Source organism: Mesorhizobium sp. L103C131B0 (assembly GCF_000502275.1).
Lineage (GTDB): Bacteria > Pseudomonadota > Alphaproteobacteria > Rhizobiales > Rhizobiaceae > Mesorhizobium.
In genome coordinates, this window is record NZ_AYXC01000011.1 from 73988 (window position 1) to 93276 (window position 19289).

Genomic DNA, 19289 nt, shown 5'->3' on the forward strand with positions numbered 1-19289 from the left:
GCTGTCACTGTGTCTGTCGCCCGCCGAGTTTGATTTCGAGATAATCTTCGACCAGCGCGATCGCGGTTTGAGCATCCGGCACGCCGTCCTTCAGCGCGCGCCTGATGTACAGCCCGTCGATCATCGCCGCGACCGCTTCCGCCGCGCGGTCGGCTTCGTTGCGCGGCAGTATGCCGATCAGTCCGCTCATCAGGTTGGAATGCAGCCGCCGCGCATAGACCCTGAGCAGCCGGCGCAAGGCCGATGATTTCTGCGCCTCGACATAAAAGGCGAGCCAGGCCGCGATGGTTTCCGGCCGGAACTGGATGTCGGAGAAGTTGACGGCGACCACCGCCGAGACGCGTTCGCGCGGCGAGCCGGCGGATTGCAGGGCACGCCGCATGTCGATGGTCAGTTCGGCCAGAATGTGCCGCATTGTCGCCAGAAGGAGCTCGTCCTTGGCGCCGAAATAATGATGGGCGAGGGCTGAGGATACACCGGCACGTCCGGCGATCTCCGACATGGTCACATCAAGCGAGCCGCGCTCGCCGATCGCCGAGATCGTCGCGTCGATGAGCGCCTTGCGGCGCAACGGTTCCATTCCGACTTTCGGCATTGGGGAGATCCAGATCAAAACAGAGATTATTTTTTATTGACGGATCAATCAATAAAAAACTCGCGCTCGGATCAACCGATCATGTCGCTCTGGCCCATCCCTTGGACTGGAAAACAGTTCACTGTTGAACAATATTAGAGGCTAATGCCGCGCTTAGACATGTTAGGCTTGCGGCAAACGGAGGTTGCCATGACCGCATGCATCGTCGGATGGGCGCATTCGCGCTTCGGCAAGCTGGAAGGCGAGACGCTGGAAGGCCTGATCACCAAGGTCGCGGTCGACGCGCTCGACCATGCCGGCATCGGCCCGGATGAGGTCGACGAGATCGTGCTCGGCCACTTCAATGCCGGCTTTTCCCCACAGGATTTTACCGCCAGCCTCGTGTTGCAGGCCGACGACCGACTGCGCTTCAAGCCGGCGACGCGGGTCGAGAATGCTTGCGCCACCGGTTCGGCCGCGGTCCGGCAAGGCATCCGCGCCATCGACGCAAACGCTGCCCGCATCGTGCTGGTGGTCGGCGCCGAGCAGATGACGACGACGCCCGGGCCTGAGATCGGGAAGAACCTGCTGAAAGCTTCCTATCTGCCGGAGGAGGGCGACACGCCGGCCGGCTTTGCCGGCGTCTTCGGCAAGATCGCGCAGGCCTATTTCCAGCGTTATGGCGACCAGTCGGACGCGCTGGCGATGATTGCCGCCAAGAACCACAAGAACGGCGTCGACAATCCGTACGCGCAGATGCGCAAGGATTTCGGCTACGAATTCTGCCGCCAGGAAAGCGAGAAGAACCCCTTCGTCGCCGGTCCGCTGAAGCGCACCGACTGCTCGCTGGTCTCCGATGGTGCAGCCGCCCTTGTGCTGACCGACACCTCGACGGCGCTGAAGATGCGCCGCGCCGTCGCCTTCCGCGCCAACGAGCATGTCCAGGATTTCCTGCCGATGTCGAAGCGCGACATCCTGTCCTTCGAAGGCTGCGAACAGGCCTGGAACCAGGCGCTGAAAAAGGCCGGCGTGACGCTCGACGATCTCTCCTTCGTCGAAACACATGACTGCTTCACCATCGCCGAATTGATCGAATATGAGGCGATGGGCCTGGCCAAGCCCGGCGAAGGCGCCAGGCTGGCGCTGGACGGCACGACGGCCAAGGACGGCAGGCTGCCGGTCAATCCTTCGGGCGGCCTGAAGGCCAAGGGCCATCCGATCGGCGCCACCGGCGTGTCGATGCACGTCTTATCTGCCATGCAGTTGACGGGCGAGGCCGGCGGCATCCAGGTGCCGGGCGCAAAGCTCGGCGGCATCTTCAACATGGGTGGCGCTGCCGTCGCCAACTACGTTTCCATTCTCGACCGGATCAGGTAGAAGCGGCCCGTATTTTTGGGGCGTGGTGATGACAAATCCGGTTCTGGTCGAAGTCTTGCGCGGCGCGATCGTCGAGAGCGCCCATCGCGGCGCTGTCGCAATCTTTGACGGTGACGGCAAGCCTGTCCTGGAGATCGGCGATACGGCGCGGCCGGTGTTTCCGCGCTCGGCGGTCAAGGCGATCCAGGCGCTGCCGCTGGTTGAAACGGGTGCTGCCGATGCGTACGGCTTGGGCGACCGCGAACTGGCGCTGGCCTGCGCTTCGCATTCGGGCGAACCCGCGCATGTCGAACTGGCGCAGGCGATGCTGGCCAAGGCCGGGCTCGACAAGTCGGCGCTGGAATGCGGCGCGCATTGGCCGTCGAGCCACGACGCGACGATCGCACTGGCCCGCACAGGCGTCTCGCCGAACGCACTGCACAACAATTGCTCGGGCAAGCATTCCGGATTTCTCTGCACCTGCGTGCACTCAGGGATTGCCCACCAAGGCTACGTCAAGGCAGGCCATGGTTTGCAGGAGATGGTGCGCGACGCCATGCAGGCGGTGACCGGCGCTGCCCACGATGCGGATCACCGGGCAACCGATGGCTGCTCGATTCCCACCTATGCCGTGCCGCTGAAAAGTTTTGCCCTTGGCTTTGCCCGCATGGCGACGGGCAGGAGCTTTGGCCCTGAGCGCGCCAAGGCGGCCAAACGCCTGCTGTCTGCCTGTATGGCCGAGCCTTTCCTGGTCGCCGGCACCGGCAAAGTGGATGTGGCGCTGATGCAGGCCGCGCCCGGCCGCATATTCGTCAAGACGGGCGCCGAGGGTGTCTATTGCGCTGCCGTTCCGGAGCTTGGCCTCGGCATCGCGCTAAAATGCGATGACGGCGCCGGCCGCGCCGCCGAGGTGATGATTGCCACTGTGCTGGCAAAACTTCTCAGCGCCGACGGCGCACTGGCGGCGAACCTTCTGGAGCGGGCCAATCCTCCGATCGAAAGCCGCATTGGCGCCAAGGTCGGCTCGCTGCGGCCGACGACGACGCTCAGCTGACCCTGTTTCGCTCGACCGTCAGATGCGCATAGCCGCTTACGCTTGACCGCGCGAGGTCGCCGGTTGCCGGTTCGGCCCAGCGCTGGCCGATGATGGCGCCGTTCTTGGCGCCGTCGATGACGTTGTCGGAAATGATGGCGTTTCCAGCGCCTTCTACCACAGTGACGGCGATGCCGGTTCCGGCCTGACGGATGATGTTTCCCGTCGCCACAACATTGCGCATATAAGCGCCCCAGCCGATCTGCATGCCGTAGAGCGGCGCGTTCTCGATGACATTGCCCGAGACGGTGGTGTCGGCCTCGACGCTGACACCGACGCCGAAGCCCGGCGCGTCGGCGGGGTAGGGGCCGGTGGCCGAGAGGTTGCGCACGATGTTGTTCGAGCAGACACCCATACGGCCGCCGTCGTTGAAATTGACGATCGAGATGCCGTTAGCGGCACCATCGACGATGTTGTTGCCGATGATGGCGCCTTCGAAGGAGAATTCGGAATAGAGCGCCGTTTCGCCCGACCGCGAGCAGGTGTTGCCGGTCATCTGCAGATTGCTGGAACTGTTGGCGCGGATCGCCGAGAAGGCGCAGTCCGAGACGATGTTGCCGGTGACGGAGACATTGCCGGCACGGAATGCGTTGATGCCATTGCCGTTCTGCCCGGTGCCGCCGCTGCGCGCGCCGATCCGCTGCACGCGGTTGCCGCTGACGATCGTGCCGTCCTCGGCCTGCTGCCAGCGATGCACAAGAATGCCGCCATTGCCACAGTCGGATACGGTGTTGTCGGATATCGCCAGGCCAGCGGCCTCGACGGAGTAGATGCCGGCGTCCGCAGCCCCCGAAATCTCGGAGCGCTCGACGCGGCCCGACGCATGCTCCAGCGCCAGCCCATGCTTGCCGCTGCCGGTGATCGTGCAATTGTCGATGACGAGATGGGCGACGCGGCGCAGGTCGAGCAGGCCTTGCGCATCGTCGGCCAACCCGCCGTTGGCGCCGTCGAAGACCAATGCGGTGAACTCTATTAGCTCGGCCTGTTCGGCCGTCAGCAAATGGCCATTGCCGCCATAGAGGATGCGCGAGGCGCCCGGCACGCCCGAAAGCCTGACGCGGGCGGGCAGGGTCAGGTTGGACACGACATAAGTGCCCGGCGGCAGGAACACCGGCGCGTTGCGGTCGCTGGCCTCGGCTAGCATCCTGGCGAAGGCCTTGCTCTGGTCGTCCGGTGCGTCCGGCTCCACGCCAAGCTCGGCGGCGTTGATCGAGCCGCGCACCGCCGTTTTCGTCAAGGCGTTGCCCACCGAAAGGCCGAGCACGGCAAAGCCGGCCGTCCCCTTCAGAAGCGTTCGTCTGTTCAACATCGGCACATCCCTTGCGATCATCCGGCTGATCGCAGGAATTGGGCCAGCCGCATAGGTCTCCGCTCGGCCATAGTCCGGCCAATGACCTGGTCCGGCAAGTGGCTTGTGCAGTCACGGAAGCGGGCCTAAGTTTATCCGATGAGCAGAGCTTTTACCCGCGAGGAAGACAGCGAAAACGCCATTGCCGGCATCGGCGAGCGGCCGATCAGCCAACACCGCAATCTGGTGACGGAGCGCGGCCTGGCGATGATCGAGGACAATCTGGCCGATCTGCGCGACATTTTGGCGAAAGCCGAGCGAAAAGCCGATCGCGAGCGCATTGCCGTTGTCTCGCGCGACCTGCGCTACTGGACAGCGCGCCGCGAAAGCGCCGAGCTTTCCGTGCCGGAACCGGGCAGCGACCAGGTGCGCTTCGGCATGGGTGTCACGCTGGAAGGCGATGACGGCAAGAGAGTGCACTGGAAGATAGTCGGCGAGGACGAGGCCGACCCCTCAAAGGGCAGCATCTCACACGTCTCGCCAATGGCCGTGGCGCTGTTCGGCAAGAAGGTCGGCGACGTCGCAAGCGTCAACGGCAAAGAATGGGAAATCCTCAAGCTGTCGGACGCCTGACGCCAGCTCACCCTATTTGCACAGCCAGCTTTCGCAACGCGGGCTCATACTTGGCCATGACATCGCGAGCAGCACGTATTTGCCGTTCGACGTCGTCACACGGCACCGGCCTTAGGATGATGCCGTCGTCGGTTTCGATGATCTGGAGTTCATCGCCCACTTGCAGGCTCAAGCTGTCGAGCGTTTCCCGCGGCAGGATTACAACGCCCGATCCGTCCTCAAGTCCGTGAATGATGGTGTTCATAGCTATACCATAGGTTGCGCCCGATATTGCAACGCAACTTTGATAAGCAGTGCAACTGTTTCAATCAGCCCGCCAGCAGCCGGTCCAGCAACCGATCCGCAGCCTCCGGGATAACCGTCCCTGGCGGGAAGATTTCCGCGGCACCCGCTTCCAGCACTGCGCCGTAATCCTGCGGCGGGATGACGCCGCCGGCGACGATCAGCATGTCGCTGCGGCCGAGCTTCTTCAGCGCGTCGCGTAGTTCGGGGATCAGCGTCAGGTGCCCCGCCGCCAGCGATGAGGCGCCGATGACATGGACGTCCTGCGCCACCGCCAGCCTGGCGATCTCGTCGGGTGTCTGGAACATCGCGCCGACCGTCACGTCGAAGCCGAGATCGGCGAAGGCCGTGGCGATCACCTTCTGGCCACGGTCGTGGCCGTCCTGTCCCATCTTTGCGACCAGGATGCGCGGCTTGCCGCCGGACTTCTTCTCGAAAGCTTCGAGCTTCTCCAGCAATCGGTCGACCGTCAGATTGTCGCCAAGCGCATTGCGATAAACGCCGGAGATCGTTTGCACCGAGGCGACGTGACGGCCAAAGACCTTTTCGAGCGCCAGCGAGATCTCGCCGACCGTGGCATTGGCGCGCGCGGCGCGGATGGCAAATTCCAGCAGGTTTTCGTTACCCTGCGCAGCGCGGGTCAGCGCATCGAGCGCGCTCTCGACCGCGCCGACATTGCGCGTGCCTTTCAGGTTCTGCAGCTTCGACAATTGCCGGGCCTTGACCTCGGCATTGTCGATCTTCAGCACGTCGACGTCGATTTCGTTCTCGGGGCGATGCGCGTTTACGCCAACCAGTATCTGCTCGCCGGAATCGATACGCGCCTGCGTGCGCGCCGCCGCTTCCTCGATGCGAAGTTTTGGAATGCCCTGTTCGGTTGCTGCCGCCATGCCGCCAAGCGCCTCGACCTCTTCGATATGGGCGAGCGCACGCGCCGCCAGATCGTGCGTCAGCCGTTCGATATAGGCCGAGCCGCCCCACGGATCGATGATGCAGGTGGTGCCGGATTCCTTCTGCAGGATCAACTGCGTGTTGCGGGCGATGCGCGCCGAGTGGTCGGTCGGCAGCGCCATCGCCTCGTCGAAGGAGTTGGTGTGCAGCGACTGGGTATGTCCCTGCGTCGCCGCCATCGCCTCGATCATGGTGCGGGTGATGTTGTTGTAGGGGTCCTGCGCCGTCAGCGACCAGCCGGAGGTCTGGCAATGGGTGCGCAGCGACAGCGAGCGTTCGTCGTTCGGTGCAAAATTCTTCTGCATCAGGGTCGCCCACAACAGGCGCGCCGCGCGGAGCTTGGCGATCTCCATGAAGAAGTTCATGCCGATCGCCCAGAAGAAGGAAAGCCGCGGGGCGAAACGGTCGATGTCGAGCCCGGCGGCGACGCCGGCGCGGGCATATTCGATGCCGTCGGCGATGGTGTAGGCGAGCTCCAGGTCCGCGGTCGCGCCGGCCTCCTGCATGTGATAGCCGGAGATCGAGATCGAATTGAACTTCGGCATGTGCTGGGAGGTATAGGAGAAGATGTCAGACACGATCCGCATCGAGGGCTTCGGCGGATAGATGTAGGTGTTGCGGACCATGAACTCCTTCAGAATGTCGTTCTGAATGGTGCCGGCGAGATCCTTCTGAGCAACGCCCTGTTCTTCGGCCGCGACGATATAGAGCGCCATGATCGGCAGCACCGCGCCGTTCATGGTCATCGACACCGTCATCTCGCCCAGCGGAATGCCGTCGAACAATTGCCGCATGTCGAGGATGGAATCGATGGCCACGCCCGCCATGCCGACATCGCCGGCAACGCGCGGATGGTCGCTGTCATAGCCGCGATGGGTGGGCAGATCGAAAGCGACCGAAAGGCCCTTTTGGCCGGCGGCGAGATTGCGCCGGTAGAAGGCGTTGGATTCCTCGGCCGTCGAGAAGCCGGCATATTGCCGGATCGTCCACGGCTGCTGGACATACATGGTCGGGTAGGGACCGCGCACGAAGGGCGGCATTCCCGGATAGGTGTCGAGATGCGGCAGCCCCTTGAGATCGCCCTGGCTGTAGAGATGCTTGACGGCAATACCTTCCGGCGTCAGCCGCTGGCCCTTGACCTCGACCGGCGCGCGCCGTGGCGCCGACCAGCCAATGTGGCTGAAATCCGGGATCACTGTGCGGCTCCGATTGCCTGGTCGATGCGGACCGGAAACAGCGCCTCGCACACCGCCACGCCCTCTGTGAAAGGCGGCCGCCGCTCAGCCGCCAGCGTCTCGACCGGGGCATCGTTTTTCAGCGGGTAAAGCGTGGTGCCGATGATTGCCCGTTCACCCGACCGGTAGGCCTCGGCGCGGCGCTCGGATGCTGCCTTGACGCGCTTCTGGATATGCCCTTGCTGCAGGCTTGCCAGAACGCCGCCTTCCGCTTCGATCCGCTGGAACTCTTCCCACGCCGCTTCGCACAGGCCCAGGGTCAGCGCCTCGACTGCGCCCGACCCAAATGCTGGGTCGGCGACATGGTCGATATGGCTTTCATTGGCCATGATCAACTGCGCATTGCGGGCGATGCGGCGGGCAAAGCCGGCCGGCAGCCCGAGGGCGACGGTGTGTGGCAGGATGGAGATCGAGTCCGCGCCGCCTGCTGCCGCTGCAAAGCTGGCGATGGTGGTGCGCAGGATGTTGGTTTCGGGATCCGCCGCCGTCATCATGCGGAACGACGTCTCGGCATGGATGTTGGCTGTCGATGCCGGGATGGAACAGGTTTCCTGGATGCGCGCCCACAGCCTGCGCAAGGCCCGGACCTTGGCCATCGACAGGAACTGGTCCTGGTCGACGCTCAGCGCAAAGCCGATATGGGGAGCGGCATAGACAAGCGGCTGGCGCGCATCCTCGAACATCCTGAGGTATGACACGGCGGAAGCGAGCATGGTGCCGAGTTCCTGCGCTTCCGTGGCGCCGGCATTGTGGAACACCCGCCCGTCGGCCTCCAGCAGCACACCCGGCACGCCCAGCGAGAAGAAATGCGCCAGCGATTGCGGCATCGATGCCTGCAACGCCTCGATCGACATGCGCAGCCGGCCGGTTCCGGCAAAGATTGCCGCCGGGTCGATGCCGAAGGAGAGGTTCAGCTTTGCCGGGTCGGAGCGGCGCTTGCTCAGGAACGCCACCAGCCAGTCGGCGACGGCACGGCTCCAGGGATGGGCGTCGATGCGGATCTGCGTGCGGTTGAGCGGTACGCCATCCAGCACCGTTTCCAGCGCCTGCGCCGTCCTTGGCAGGCCATAGCCGAACGCATTCGGAGCACCCTCGAAGACAAGCGACAATCCCGTCGCGCCTTGTGCCACATCGTCCAGGGCCTGCGCCTTGGCGCGGCCGATATCGGGATCGTCAATGCGCTGGCTGACGATCCAGGGCAATTTGGGGTTGGCGCGCACAAGCGGCTCGGCGCCGGCGGCGCGATCGTAGAGCGGTTCGATGCGAATCTGATCGTCGGTATGTGAGACCAGTTTTTCCTCGAAGGAGGCGCCGGCGAGCGCCTTTTCGGCCAAGGCCAGCCAACGCTGGCGCTCGACGTCAGCGGGTTCGATGCTCCTGGTCAAGGCTCCGGCGCCCATCCATGTTCCTCGTTTTTATGCGGCCGCACCAGCGTCAGCCGTCCAGTCTACGGTTCCCTGCCAGATATCGCAATGCAATGCGCTTGCGCGGTTGGGATTCGCTTCCCTGACATAGGGCAGCCTGCGTGGACGAACCATGGAACGATTGCCAAACAGCGGCAAAATCCGCAAGTTCCAAAAACCGATTTGGAGGATTGGTTCAATTTAGACGATTGGCCCAATCTGGATGAATAGCCAACTGGATGGATAGCCCAATTGGAGAATAGCATTGTCGCTGCGCAATGGCCTGACTATACCCTGCGGCACGGCCACAGGCTTTTAACACATCAGTTTGCGGAGACATGGTCATATGGCTGACGACACCAGCATTTTCCTCGGCGCCAGCCGCAAGCCCGACGACAGCTATCAGCGCGCCGAACAGCTCTTGCTGCAATATGGGAACCGCCATGGCCTGATCACCGGCGCCACCGGCACCGGCAAGACAGTCAGCCTGCAGATCCTGGCCGAGGGGTTTTCCAATGCCGGCGTGCCTGTGTTCTGCGCCGATATCAAGGGCGACCTGTCCGGCATTGCCATGATGGGCAAGGCGCAGGATTTCCTGGTCAAGCGGGCCGAGCAGGTCAAGCTCGACCCTTACGACTTCCAGGAATTCCCGGTCATCTTCTGGGACCTGTTCGGCGAGCAGGGCCATCCGATCCGCGCCACCGTCTCGGAAATGGGGCCGCTGCTTCTGTCGCGGCTGATGAACCTCTCCGAAGCGCAGGAAGGCATCATGAACATCGCCTTCCGCATCGCCGATGAGGATGGCCTGCTGCTGCTCGACATGAAGGATCTGCAAGCACTGCTGGCCAACATCGCAGCGCGCGCCGACGAGATCAGCTCGCGCTACGGCAATGTCACCAAGCCGTCGGTCGGCGCAATCCAGCGCACGCTTCTGGTGCTGGAACAGCAGGGCGCGGCGCATTTCTTCGGCGAACCGGCTTTGCGCATCGCCGACATCATGCGCACCACCCGCGACGGCCGCGGCGCCATCAGCGTGCTCGCTGCCGACAGATTGATGATGAACCCCAGGCTCTACGCCACCTTCCTGCTCTGGCTGATGTCGGAGCTGTTCGAGGAATTGCCCGAGGTCGGCGATCCCGAAAGGCCGAAGCTGGTGTTCTTCTTCGACGAGGCGCATCTGCTTTTCGACGATGCGCCGAAGGTGCTGATCGACCGCGTCGAGCAGGTGGTTCGCTTGATCCGTTCGAAAGGCGTCGGTGTCTATTTCGTCACGCAGAACCCTTTGGACATCCCTGAAAAGGTTCTCGCCCAGCTCGGCAACCGTGTGCAGCACGCGCTGCGCGCCTATACGCCGCGTGAGCAGCAGGCGGTCAAGACCGCCGCCGACACCTTCCGGCCCAATCCCGATTTCGACTGCGCCACCGCCATCACCCAGCTCGGCACCGGCGAGGCGCTGGTCTCGACGCTGGAGGTCAAGGGCGTGCCGTCCATGGTGCAGCGGACATTGATCCGGCCGCCATCGTCTAGGCTTGGCCCGATCACAGCGGACGAGCGCCGCAAGCTGATCGACCAGAGCCCGGTCGCCGGCCAGTACGACCAGACCATCGACCGCGAATCGGCCTTCGAGATGCTGCAGAAGAAAGCCAGGGATGCGCAGGACGAGCAGGCGCAGCAGGCCGACAGCGGGCGCTCGCGCTGGACCATTCCGGGCTTCGGCAATGACGATCCGCCGCCGCAGCAATCAGGCGGTCGCCGCGCCCCTGCACCACGGCCGTCCAACCGCCAGACGGTGGCCGAAGCCGCGATCAAAGCGGTGGTGCGCTCGGTCGGCTCGTCGGTCGGCCGCGCGATCGTGCGCGGGATTCTGGGCAGCCTGTCCAGGGGGCGGTAAAAGGCATCAGCCCGCAAGAATGCCGCATGGCGGGCACCTAACCAAAACGGTTGCTCGGTCGGCCTCGTTCTCCCGGCCGGAGCGCAAAAACGCCGCCCTCGTTCGGATGCGCGTCAAGGTGCTCCGCCGTCATCGTGAAGCGCGCCGAGGTGACGAACAGCGTATCGAGTTTGGCGCCGCCAAAGGCGCAGCTTGTCGGCCAGGAGCAGGGTAGTTCGACGATCCGATCCAGTCGGCCGTCCTGCGCGATGCGAGCAAGGCAGCTGCCGCCGACGACCCGGCAGTTCCAGATGTAGCCTTCGGCGTCCATGCAGGAGCCGTCGGGCAGGCCCCGCTCGAAGGCCCCGAAAAACCGGCGCCGGTGTTCAAGCCGCGATGCGGTCCTGTCCCAAGCATAGCTGTAGAGTTCGTTCTTCATTGTGTCGGCGGTGATGAAGCGACCGTCCGGTGTCCATGCCATGGTGTTGGTGATGCCAAAGCGGTCGTCGGACAGGCGCGTCACGCGGCCGTCGGGAGCAACCCGAAACAGCTGCCCGGCCTCCTGCGTGATGGCGACGGGCGCATCATCCGGTCCGATGTTGTTGGCCATCGTGCCGACCCAGAATGACCCATCGGGCGCGATGACGCCTTCATTCAGCCGGATGTCGGGTCTGTCCGGCTCGATCGTCGCAATCGTTCGGAACTTCCCGCCGAAGTCCCACAAGGCAATCTCGTTCCTGAGGCCGACAATGGCGCCGCCATCGGTGCGCAGGCCGATCGAGGTGACCAGATCGGGTGTCTCCCAGGACTCGTGAACTGAGGTCAGCGGATCCAGTCTGTGGATCCTGCGGCCGATAATGTCGATCCAGACCAGCCGGTCGCAGCGGTCGTCCCAGATCAGGCTCTCGCCGACGACATCACGCGCATCGAAGAGCAGGCCAGCGTTCATATCGTCCATGCGGTTCCTCCAGACCAGCGCATCCAGAACACGCTTGACATATATCTTTCGGATGAATTATCAGCAACTGAATAACAACCTGTCATACAGGTTTAGGGAGAGACATGCAGGATCCGACGGAGACAGCGGCTGAGCCGAATCCCGGCCTTGTGAGCACGGCGATCCAGGCGATCACCCAGCACATTCGCTCGGAGGGCCTTGCGGCCGGCGATCCGCTGCCCAGCGAAGCGGCCATGACGCGCCAGCTCAATGTCTCGCGAACCGTCGTGCGCGAAGCGTTCCGGTCGCTTTCTGCAATGCGCCTGATCGACATGAGCGCCGGGCGCCGCGCCACCGTCGCCAAGCTCGACACCGGCGCCATGTCGATGGTGATCGAGCACGGCATCACCACGCAGCAGATCAGCGTGCATCAGGTCTATGATGTCAGACGCACGATCGAGATGCGCACCGTGGCGCTGGCGGCGCTCCGCCGCACCGAGGCGGAAGCCGCGGCAATCGCGCAATCCGCCAGGCTGATGCGTGAGAATTTCCAGCACCCTGAGATCGTCATGGAGCACGACATCGCCTTTCACGAGGCGATCGCGGCGGCCTCGCACAACCCGGTCTTCTCGCTGATCGTCACCGCCTTCAGCGGGGTCACGCGCCGCACCTGGGTGATCGGCTGGCGGACACGCCCCTCCAGCGAAGACCAGCTCAAGATGATCAAGGGGCACGAGGACATAGCCGAGGCGATCCTCAAGGGCGATCCGCGGCTCGCCGTCGAGCACATGGCGCAACATTTCGACAAGAGCGTCAAGGCGCTCCTCGACGCGGGAATCGCCTGACATGAAGATCACCGCGATCGAGACCATTCGCATCGAGGAGCGGCCCAACCTTCTCTGGGTCGAGGTCCATACCGACGAGGGCATCACCGGGCTCGGCGAGACCTTCTTCCTGTCGCGCACCGTCGAAGCGTATCTGCACGAATATGTCGCGCCACGCGTGATCGGCCGCGATCCGCTCGAGATCGACCTTTTATCCGCCGACCTTGTCGGCTATCTCGGCTTCCGCTCCAGCGGCGCGGAGGTGCGCGGAAATTCGGCCTTCGACATCGCGCTGTGGGACATTTTCGGCAAGGTCACAGGCCAGCCGATCGCTCAGCTTCTGGGTGGCTTCAGCCGTCGCTCCATCCGCACCTACAACACCTGCGCCGGCACCGAATACATCAAGGACGCCAAGGGCCAGACGACGGCCAATTACGGCATCGGCGCCGGGCGCGACTACGACGATCTCAACGGCTTCCTCAACCGCGCCGGCGAGTTGGCCGAGGAACTGCTCGAGGACGGCATCACTGCCATGAAGATCTGGCCGTTCGATCACGCCGCCGAAAAGACGCGTGGCAATGACATCTCGGCGGCCGACCTGAAATCGGCGCTGCAGCCGTTCGAGAAGATCCGCCGCGCCGTCGGCGACAAGATCGACATCATGGTCGAGTTCCATTCGATGTGGCAGCTTTTGCCGGCCATGAAGATCGCCGGCGCGCTGAAACCTTATGCCACTTATTGGCACGAGGACCCGATCCGCATGGACAGCCTCGGTGACTTGAAACGCTACGAGGCGGTGAGCCCGGCGCCGATCTCGGCCTCCGAGACACTGGGCAGCCGCTGGGCCTTCCGCGACCTGCTCGAAACCGGGGCTGCCGGCATCGTCATGCTCGACATCTCCTGGTGCGGCGGCCTGTCGGAGGCGCGCAAGATCGCCGCGATGGCGGAGGCCTGGCGACTGCCGGTCGCGCCACATGACTGCACCGGTCCGGTCGTGCTCGCCGCCTCGACGCATCTGTCGCTCAATGCGCCCAATGCGCTGGTGCAGGAGAGCGTGCGCGCCTTCTACCGCACCTGGTACCGGGACCTGGTGACGGCGCTGCCGGAAGTGAAGAACGGCATGATCACCGTGCCGCCTGGACCGGGCCTGGGGCTGGCGCTCAACCCCGACCTCGGCAAGGCCTACACCGTCCAGCGCCGCGTCTCCGACAAGACCGACATCTAGGAAATCCAAAGGGAGGAATTGAAATGAGAAAACTGACTGCAACACTTCTGCTTGGCGTCGCTATCTTCGGCGCCCAGACCGCCGCGCGTGCCAACGGGTTGAACATCGTCTTCACCCACCATTCGTCGGCATCGAACACCTTCTGGCAGGCGGTGAAGAAGGGTTTTGACGACGGCTGCGCCAAGGTCGAGGCCAGCTGCAACATGGTCTTCACCCAGACCGAGGGTTCGATCGAACAGCAGGTCGCCAACATGCGCGCGGCCCTTGCCGCCAAGCCCGACGCGCTGCTGACCTCGATCGTCGACGACCATGCTTTCGATGACGTAATCAAGGAGGCGCGCGATGCCGGCGTGCTCGTGATCGCCGTCAATGTCGACGACACCGAAGGCGCCAAGGGCAATGCGCGCCAGGCCTTCGTCGGGCAGGGCTTCAAGCCGGCGGGCTATTCGCTCGCCAAGGCTATATCCGAAAGCTTCCCGAAGGATGGCCCGATCAAGGTGCTGGTTGGCATCTCGGCGCCCGGCCAGAACTGGTCCGAGAGCCGTGGCGCCGGCGTGATGCAGTTCCTTGAGGAATACAAGGCCGCGCATGCCGACCGCGATGTGTCGTGGGAGCGCATCGACAGCGGCACCGACCTTGCCGTCACCTCCGACCGCGTCGGCGCCTATCTCAACGCCCATGCGGACACCACCGCCTATTTCGACACCGGATTCTGGTGCGCCGGTGTCGCCCGCGTGCTGCAGGATCGCGGCGTAGCGCCGGGCAAGGTCCTGCTCGGCGGTTTCGACCTGGTGCCCGAAGTGCTGCAGCAGATGCAGAAGGGCTACGTGCAGGCGCTGGTCGACCAGCAGCCCTACATGCAGGGCTTCATGCCGGTGATGGAGGCCTATCTCAACAAGAAGATCGGCCTGGCGCCTTCCGACATCGACACCGGCCAGGGCATCGTGCGGCCGAACGAAGCCGATGCGATCATGGCGCTTTCCGCCCAGGGAATGCGCTGACAGCGCAGCGCCGATGAGCGGTTTTGCATCGGCGGCGCCCGCGCGCCGCCGATGCCTCAACAGAAGTTCGAATTCCTGGAGCCTGACGTGAAGCGTCTGTTCAAGACCTATCTCGAAAAGCCGGAGCTGGCCGGTCTGATCCTGCTCTTGCTGCTGATCATCGTGTTCCAGATCCGCTCGCATGGCGTGTTCCTCAACCAGGACAATCTTCGCGGCATTCTCGGCATCCTGCCGGAGGCCGGCCTTGTTGCCATCGGCGTCACCATCCTGATGATCAGTGGCGAGTTCGACCTCTCCGTCGGCTCGGTGTTCGCGCTGATGCCGATGACGATGGCGGTGCTGATGGTGCACGACGCCCCGTTCCCGCTGGCGCTGCTCGCCGGACTGCTTGTCGCAGCCGCCATCGGCTTCATCAACGGCTACATCACCATCCGCTTCGCCATACCGAGCTTCATCACCACGCTCGGCATGCTGTTCATGGCGCGCTCGCTCACCGTCGTCGTTTCGGGCGGCTTCCCGCCGCTGCTGCCTGCCGACCTGCCGAACTGGCTGTTCACATCCTTCGTGGGCCCCGGCAACATGTTCCGCATGTCCTTCCTCTGGTTTGCCGGCATTGCGGTGCTGACCTCGCTGATGCTTTCGCGCACCAATTTCGGCAACTGGATCAAGGCCACCGGCGGCTTCCCGCCGGCCGCCGCCGCGATGGGGATCCCGACCACCAGGGTCAAGATCATCTGTTTCATGCTCTGTTCGATGCTCTCCGGCTTCGCCGGCATGCTGCAAGTGCTGCGGCTGGGCTCGCCCTTGCCTTCGATCGGCGAGGGCATGGAACTGCAGGCGGTGGCGTCCGCCGTCATTGGCGGCGCTTCGCTCGCCGGCGGTATCGGCACCGTGATGGGCGGCATCATCGGCACGACGCTTATCCGCGTCATCGACAACGGCCTCGTGCTCAGCCATGTCGACGCCAATTGGTTCAAGTTTGCCATCGGCTTCCTGACCATATTCGCCGTCGTCGCCAATGCTTGGATGCGCAAGCGCGCCAAGGCCATCAAGATGGAGGATTGAGCGATGGCCGACGCGATCATCTCCGTGCACAACCTTCACAAATGGTATTCCGGCGTCCATGCGCTGAAAGGGGTGACGCTCGACTTCACCCGGGGCGAGGCGCTTGGCCTGGTCGGGGACAATGGCGCCGGCAAATCGACCCTCATCAACATCCTCTCCGGCGTCCACACGGCGGACCAGGGCGAGATCAAGGTCGAGGGCAGGACTGTCCGCATCGCCAAGCCGCGCGATGCGATGGATCTCGGCATCGAGACGATCTACCAGTACAATTCCATGGTACCGACCATGTCGATCGCCAGGAACCTGTTCATCGGCCGCGAGCCGACCCGGTTTTCGGTCTTCGGCGTCGGCTTGCTCGATCAGAAGAAGATGGCCAGCGAAAGCATCCGCGCGATTGCCAATGTCGATCTGCACCTGCGCTCGCCGGATGCCCTTGTCGGCGAGCTTTCCGGCGGCCAGCGGCAGGGCGTCGCCATCGCCCGGGCCATGCATTTCAAGTCGAAGGTGATGATCCTCGACGAGCCGACCAACCATCTCTCCGTCAAGGAGACGAGGAAGGTGATCGGCTTCGTGCGTGGCCTGAAAGAGCAAGGCATCACCGGCGTCTTCATCAGCCACAACATGCATCATGTCTTCGAATGCTGCGACCGCGTCGTGGCGATGGCGCGCGGCGAAATCGTGCTGGACAAGCGGGTCGCGGAGACCTCGATCGGTGAAGTCCACGGCGTTCTGTAAGAGGTGGCGGCAATGAAAGCCCTTGCCGATCGCGTCGTGCTTCTGACCGGCGGCCTTGGCTCGCTCGGCCGTGCCCAGGCGGTGACGCTGGCGCGGGCCGGCGCGCGCGTGCTGGTGCTCGATCGCCCCGATAGCGAAGACGGGCCAGGGATTGCCTCGGAAATGGCCGTGCAGACAGGCGGCAACGTCGCCTTTGTCGGCTGCGACCTCAACCGGCTTGCGGAGGCGGAGGCTACGGTGGCGGCGCTGGCGGCGAGGGAAGGGGGCATCGACGTCTTGATCAACAACGCTGCCCTGATCATCAACCGGCCGTTCGAAGAATTCTCGCTGACCGAGTATGAGGATCAGATCCGTGTCAACTCTTCGGCCGCCTTCGCCTTGGCGCGGGCCTGCGCGCCGGCGATGAAGGCGAAGGCCTATGGCAAGATCGTCAATTTCTGCTCCATCACGCTCAACGGCCGCTGGGACGGCTACGTGCCCTATGTCGCGTCCAAGGGCGCGATGCTGGGTCTGACCAAATCGCTGGCGCGGGAGCTTGGGCCGCACGGCGTCCGGGTCAACGCCGTGTCCCCGGGCGCGGTTGTTTCGGAGGCCGAGGCGCGGGTGTTCGGCGACCGGCTGGCGCAATACAACGAGTGGATCCTGGAGAACCAGGGGCTCAAGATGCGCATCGAGCCGCATCACGTTGCCGATCTCGTACTGTTCCTCGCATCGCCCGCCTCGGACATGATCAGCGGCCAAAATATCGCCATCGACGGCGGTTGGTAAGGGATGGCCGGCCTCCTGGAACTGCGCGACGACCGCGCCCGTCTGGTCCTGGCGCCGCAAAAGGGCGCGGCGATCGCCCGCTTCGATGCACTGGTCGGCGGCGCAACGGTGCCGCTGCTCCGCCCCGACGATGGCACCGGCGCCTCCGGCTGCCAGCTTCTGGTTCCCTGGTCGAACCGCATCTCAGGCGGCGGTTTCGCCTTCGACGGCCGCTTCCATGCGATCGAGCCGAACGTGCCGGGGGAGGCCTTTCCAATCCATGGCGACGGCTTCCAGAGGGAGTGGCGGATTGCCAGCCACAGCGCCACCGAGGCAGAACTGGTCCTCGACGCCGGTGAAATCGGCCCCTACCGATATACGGCGCGGGTCGCCTATGCGCTGCATGACGGGGCCTTGGATGCCACGCTCACGGTGGAGAATCGCACCGGCATTCGCCTGCCTTACGGGCTCGGCTTTCATCCGTGGTTCCCGCGCAGCGCCGGAACGACGCTCGAGGCGAAGGCGGCGCGGGTCTGGCTGGAGGACAAGCATCATCTGCCGGTCGGCGTGGCGCCGGTGGCCGATTACCCCGCGTGGAATTTCTCGAACGCCTCCCTGTTGCCGCGAAGCTGGGTCAACAACGCCTTCGACGGCTGGGACCGCCGCGCCAGGATCACCCGGCCCGAGGACAGGATCGCCATCTCGCTCACCGCCTCGCCATTGCTCGACGTCTTCATCCTCTATTCGCCGTCGCAGGATGCCGATTTCTTCTGCTTCGAGCCGGTGTCGCATACCGTCGATGCGCATCACGGCAAAGGGCTGACCCCGCTTGAGCACGGCGCTACACTGAGTGCAAACATGCGCCTCGATTGGCGTTCCGCTGCTTCGCTCTGATGCGTCATGTGCACACCCACTCGCGGATCTTGCATTTTTGTCCGTTCCGCTCGCACGCCTGCAGTGTCAGGTCTTCGGCATCCCGGCGTGTTTGCGCCGTCTCGGCGCCCCAACTGGTCAGCCGCCCTTCCGGCTTCTCGCCTACGGCGAGGGCGCCGCAATGCTTGTAGGGAAAGCCGGTATTGTCGTCATCGTCCCAATGGCGATGATTGCGGAATACGCTGACCACGGCGCAGCTGCCGCCGCCGGCGTTCTGGCAATGCTTCAGCGCGATGTCCATCGCCTCCTGCCGCTTGTCGGCGCCCCAAAAGAAGCCGTGCTTCTCGTCGGGGCTCGAATAGGCGATCGCCGCCCAGATGCCTCTCTCCTCCTGGGCCGGCGGCTCGGGCACGTCCGCCGCCGGGGCGAGGTCCGCCGCGCCCAGCCGTCCGGCGCAAAGCAACAGCATACCGATCGCCGCAATGGCGGAATTCACCCTCATTGTACGCCTCCTTGTTTACCTGCTGCCGAGGCCACGGAAATGACGACGCAGCTGTTGCCGGTTGGCAGCAGTATCGCGTTGCCCCCTCCATTGGCCAGTTCATAGACGCTGATTTGTCCAAGATTGTTGGCGAGCTTGCTGTCTTTCGGAAGCAGGGCCGGAACATCGGCGCAATTGGCCGCGAATGGCGCCACCCTGACCATCGTACCTTCGCAAACGGATGCGGTGGGTGCCGCGAACACCAGGCCTGCCGCCGGGCCGCTGTAGCCCTGTGTGGCGTAGTTCATGCCGACCAGGGCTTCCACGAGGTGTTTGTCGGGGGCCTCGTTGTTCCAGATCGACTGGACGCTGTACGTCGTGCCGGTTGTCAGCATCTGCCCAAGGGCTGGGAAAATGTTGGAACAAGACTGCAAGCCTGCCTCTTTGGCGTGTTGCAGAAATGGTGTCTCGGCCAGGGCCGGATTGGGCTGGTTGGTCTCCGCGACCGCCGGCTGCGGCAATAAATTGTGGAGCAGGTCGTAGCGCATGGCCGCGAAGCCGGACGTGGCGACGACGGCAATGGCGAGCAACGAGAAGACAGCGGTCCTCGCGCGGTTTCGTTGCGGTCTGCTCCGGTCTTCGATGCCGACCCGGACAGCATCCTTTCCCTGGTTGCGGGACATTATCCGGTCATGGATCGATTGCTGGTTCATCGC

Annotated in this window: 19 protein-coding genes; 11 read left to right on the plus strand and 8 right to left on the minus strand. The window is 64.0% G+C overall.

Going from position 1 to position 19289, the window contains the following annotated elements; translation table 11 throughout:
- Window positions 1-4 precede the first annotated feature (4 nt).
- Window positions 5-595 carry a transcriptional regulator BetI gene (gene betI / locus X730_RS146235; RefSeq protein WP_023670745.1) on the minus strand — a complete coding sequence of 197 codons (591 nt, stop codon included), beginning with the start codon at window positions 593-595 and terminating at the stop codon, window positions 5-7.
- Window positions 596-784: 189 nt separating this feature from the next.
- On the opposite strand from betI, the gene X730_RS146230 reads away from it, so the two are divergent.
- Window positions 785-1951 carry an acetyl-CoA acetyltransferase gene (locus X730_RS146230; RefSeq protein WP_023698158.1) on the plus strand — a complete coding sequence of 389 codons (1167 nt, stop codon included), beginning with the start codon at window positions 785-787 and terminating at the stop codon, window positions 1949-1951.
- A 28-nt stretch (window positions 1952-1979) separates the two neighbouring features.
- Complete coding sequence (locus X730_RS146225; protein ID WP_023826770.1) at window positions 1980-2984, plus strand: asparaginase; 1005 nt, start codon at window positions 1980-1982, stop codon at window positions 2982-2984.
- On the opposite strand, the gene X730_RS146220 is transcribed toward X730_RS146225, so the two are convergent.
- A complete protein-coding gene (locus X730_RS146220) occupies window positions 2977-4332 on the minus strand; it encodes a TIGR03808 family TAT-translocated repetitive protein (protein WP_023826771.1) in 1356 nt (451 codons plus the stop codon). The genes X730_RS146225 and X730_RS146220 overlap by 8 nt on opposite strands.
- 138 nt (window positions 4333-4470) lie before the next feature.
- On the opposite strand from X730_RS146220, the gene greA reads away from it, so the two are divergent.
- A complete protein-coding gene (greA, locus tag X730_RS146215) occupies window positions 4471-4944 on the plus strand; it encodes a transcription elongation factor GreA (protein WP_023702220.1) in 474 nt (157 codons plus the stop codon).
- 7 nt (window positions 4945-4951) lie between these two features.
- Here the strand turns inward: greA and X730_RS146210 are convergent, their stop codons facing one another.
- From X730_RS146210 to X730_RS146200, 3 genes are all read right to left on the minus strand, one after another.
- Complete coding sequence (locus X730_RS146210; RefSeq protein ID WP_023702219.1) at window positions 4952-5188, minus strand: AbrB/MazE/SpoVT family DNA-binding domain-containing protein; 237 nt, start codon at window positions 5186-5188, stop codon at window positions 4952-4954.
- A gap of 64 nt (window positions 5189-5252) precedes the next feature.
- Window positions 5253-7373 (minus strand): methylmalonyl-CoA mutase, encoded by a 2121-nt coding sequence (gene scpA / locus X730_RS146205; protein ID WP_023684565.1) that lies wholly within the window; start codon window positions 7371-7373, stop codon window positions 5253-5255.
- Entirely contained in the window at window positions 7370-8812 is a 1443-nt protein-coding gene (locus X730_RS146200) for a methylmalonyl-CoA mutase subunit beta (RefSeq protein WP_023709822.1), read from the minus strand. The genes scpA and X730_RS146200 overlap by 4 nt, the downstream gene beginning before the upstream one ends.
- Window positions 8813-9161: 349 nt before the next feature.
- On the opposite strand from X730_RS146200, the gene X730_RS146195 reads away from it, so the two are divergent.
- Window positions 9162-10706, plus strand: a complete 1545-nt coding sequence (locus X730_RS146195) for a helicase HerA-like C-terminal domain-containing protein (RefSeq protein WP_023702217.1) — start codon at window positions 9162-9164, stop codon at window positions 10704-10706.
- 37 nt (window positions 10707-10743) lie between these two features.
- On the opposite strand, the gene X730_RS146190 is transcribed toward X730_RS146195, so the two are convergent.
- Complete coding sequence (locus tag X730_RS146190) at window positions 10744-11643, minus strand: SMP-30/gluconolactonase/LRE family protein (RefSeq protein WP_023702216.1); 900 nt, start codon at window positions 11641-11643, stop codon at window positions 10744-10746.
- 104 nt (window positions 11644-11747) lie between these two features.
- Here X730_RS146190 and X730_RS146185 point away from each other — a divergent pair, with 104 nt between their 5' ends.
- The 7 genes from X730_RS146185 to X730_RS146155 all read left to right on the plus strand — a co-directional run bounded on the left by X730_RS146185 (window position 11748) and on the right by X730_RS146155 (window position 18113).
- On the plus strand, window positions 11748-12467 hold the full coding sequence (locus tag X730_RS146185; RefSeq protein ID WP_023747506.1) for a FadR/GntR family transcriptional regulator: 720 nt from the start codon (window positions 11748-11750) through the stop codon (window positions 12465-12467).
- 1 nt (window position 12468) lies between these two features.
- Window positions 12469-13671, plus strand: a complete 1203-nt coding sequence (locus X730_RS146180; protein WP_023702214.1) for a mandelate racemase/muconate lactonizing enzyme family protein — start codon at window positions 12469-12471, stop codon at window positions 13669-13671.
- A 23-nt stretch (window positions 13672-13694) separates the two neighbouring features.
- Complete coding sequence (locus X730_RS146175; protein ID WP_023692778.1) at window positions 13695-14672, plus strand: sugar ABC transporter substrate-binding protein; 978 nt, start codon at window positions 13695-13697, stop codon at window positions 14670-14672.
- Between the two features lie 87 nt (window positions 14673-14759).
- The gene (locus tag X730_RS146170) at window positions 14760-15737 is read left to right on the plus strand and encodes an ABC transporter permease (RefSeq protein ID WP_023702213.1); all 978 of its coding nucleotides are present in this window, start codon (window positions 14760-14762) and stop codon (window positions 15735-15737) included.
- Between the two features lie 3 nt (window positions 15738-15740).
- On the plus strand, window positions 15741-16472 hold the full coding sequence (locus X730_RS146165) for an ATP-binding cassette domain-containing protein (RefSeq protein ID WP_023702212.1): 732 nt from the start codon (window positions 15741-15743) through the stop codon (window positions 16470-16472).
- 12 nt (window positions 16473-16484) lie between these two features.
- Window positions 16485-17240, plus strand: a complete 756-nt coding sequence (locus X730_RS146160; protein ID WP_023747504.1) for an SDR family oxidoreductase — start codon at window positions 16485-16487, stop codon at window positions 17238-17240.
- 3 nt (window positions 17241-17243) lie between these two features.
- Window positions 17244-18113: an aldose 1-epimerase gene (locus X730_RS146155; RefSeq protein ID WP_023702211.1), complete on the plus strand. Its 870-nt coding sequence runs from the start codon at window positions 17244-17246 to the stop codon at window positions 18111-18113.
- Window positions 18114-18117: 4 nt separating this feature from the next.
- On the opposite strand, the gene X730_RS146150 is transcribed toward X730_RS146155, so the two are convergent.
- The gene (locus X730_RS146150) at window positions 18118-18594 is read right to left on the minus strand and encodes a DUF4189 domain-containing protein (protein ID WP_023687219.1); all 477 of its coding nucleotides are present in this window, start codon (window positions 18592-18594) and stop codon (window positions 18118-18120) included.
- The gene (locus tag X730_RS146145) at window positions 18591-19286 is read right to left on the minus strand and encodes a hypothetical protein (RefSeq protein ID WP_023826772.1); all 696 of its coding nucleotides are present in this window, start codon (window positions 19284-19286) and stop codon (window positions 18591-18593) included. The genes X730_RS146150 and X730_RS146145 overlap by 4 nt, the downstream gene beginning before the upstream one ends.
- Window positions 19287-19289: the final 3 nt, after the last annotated feature.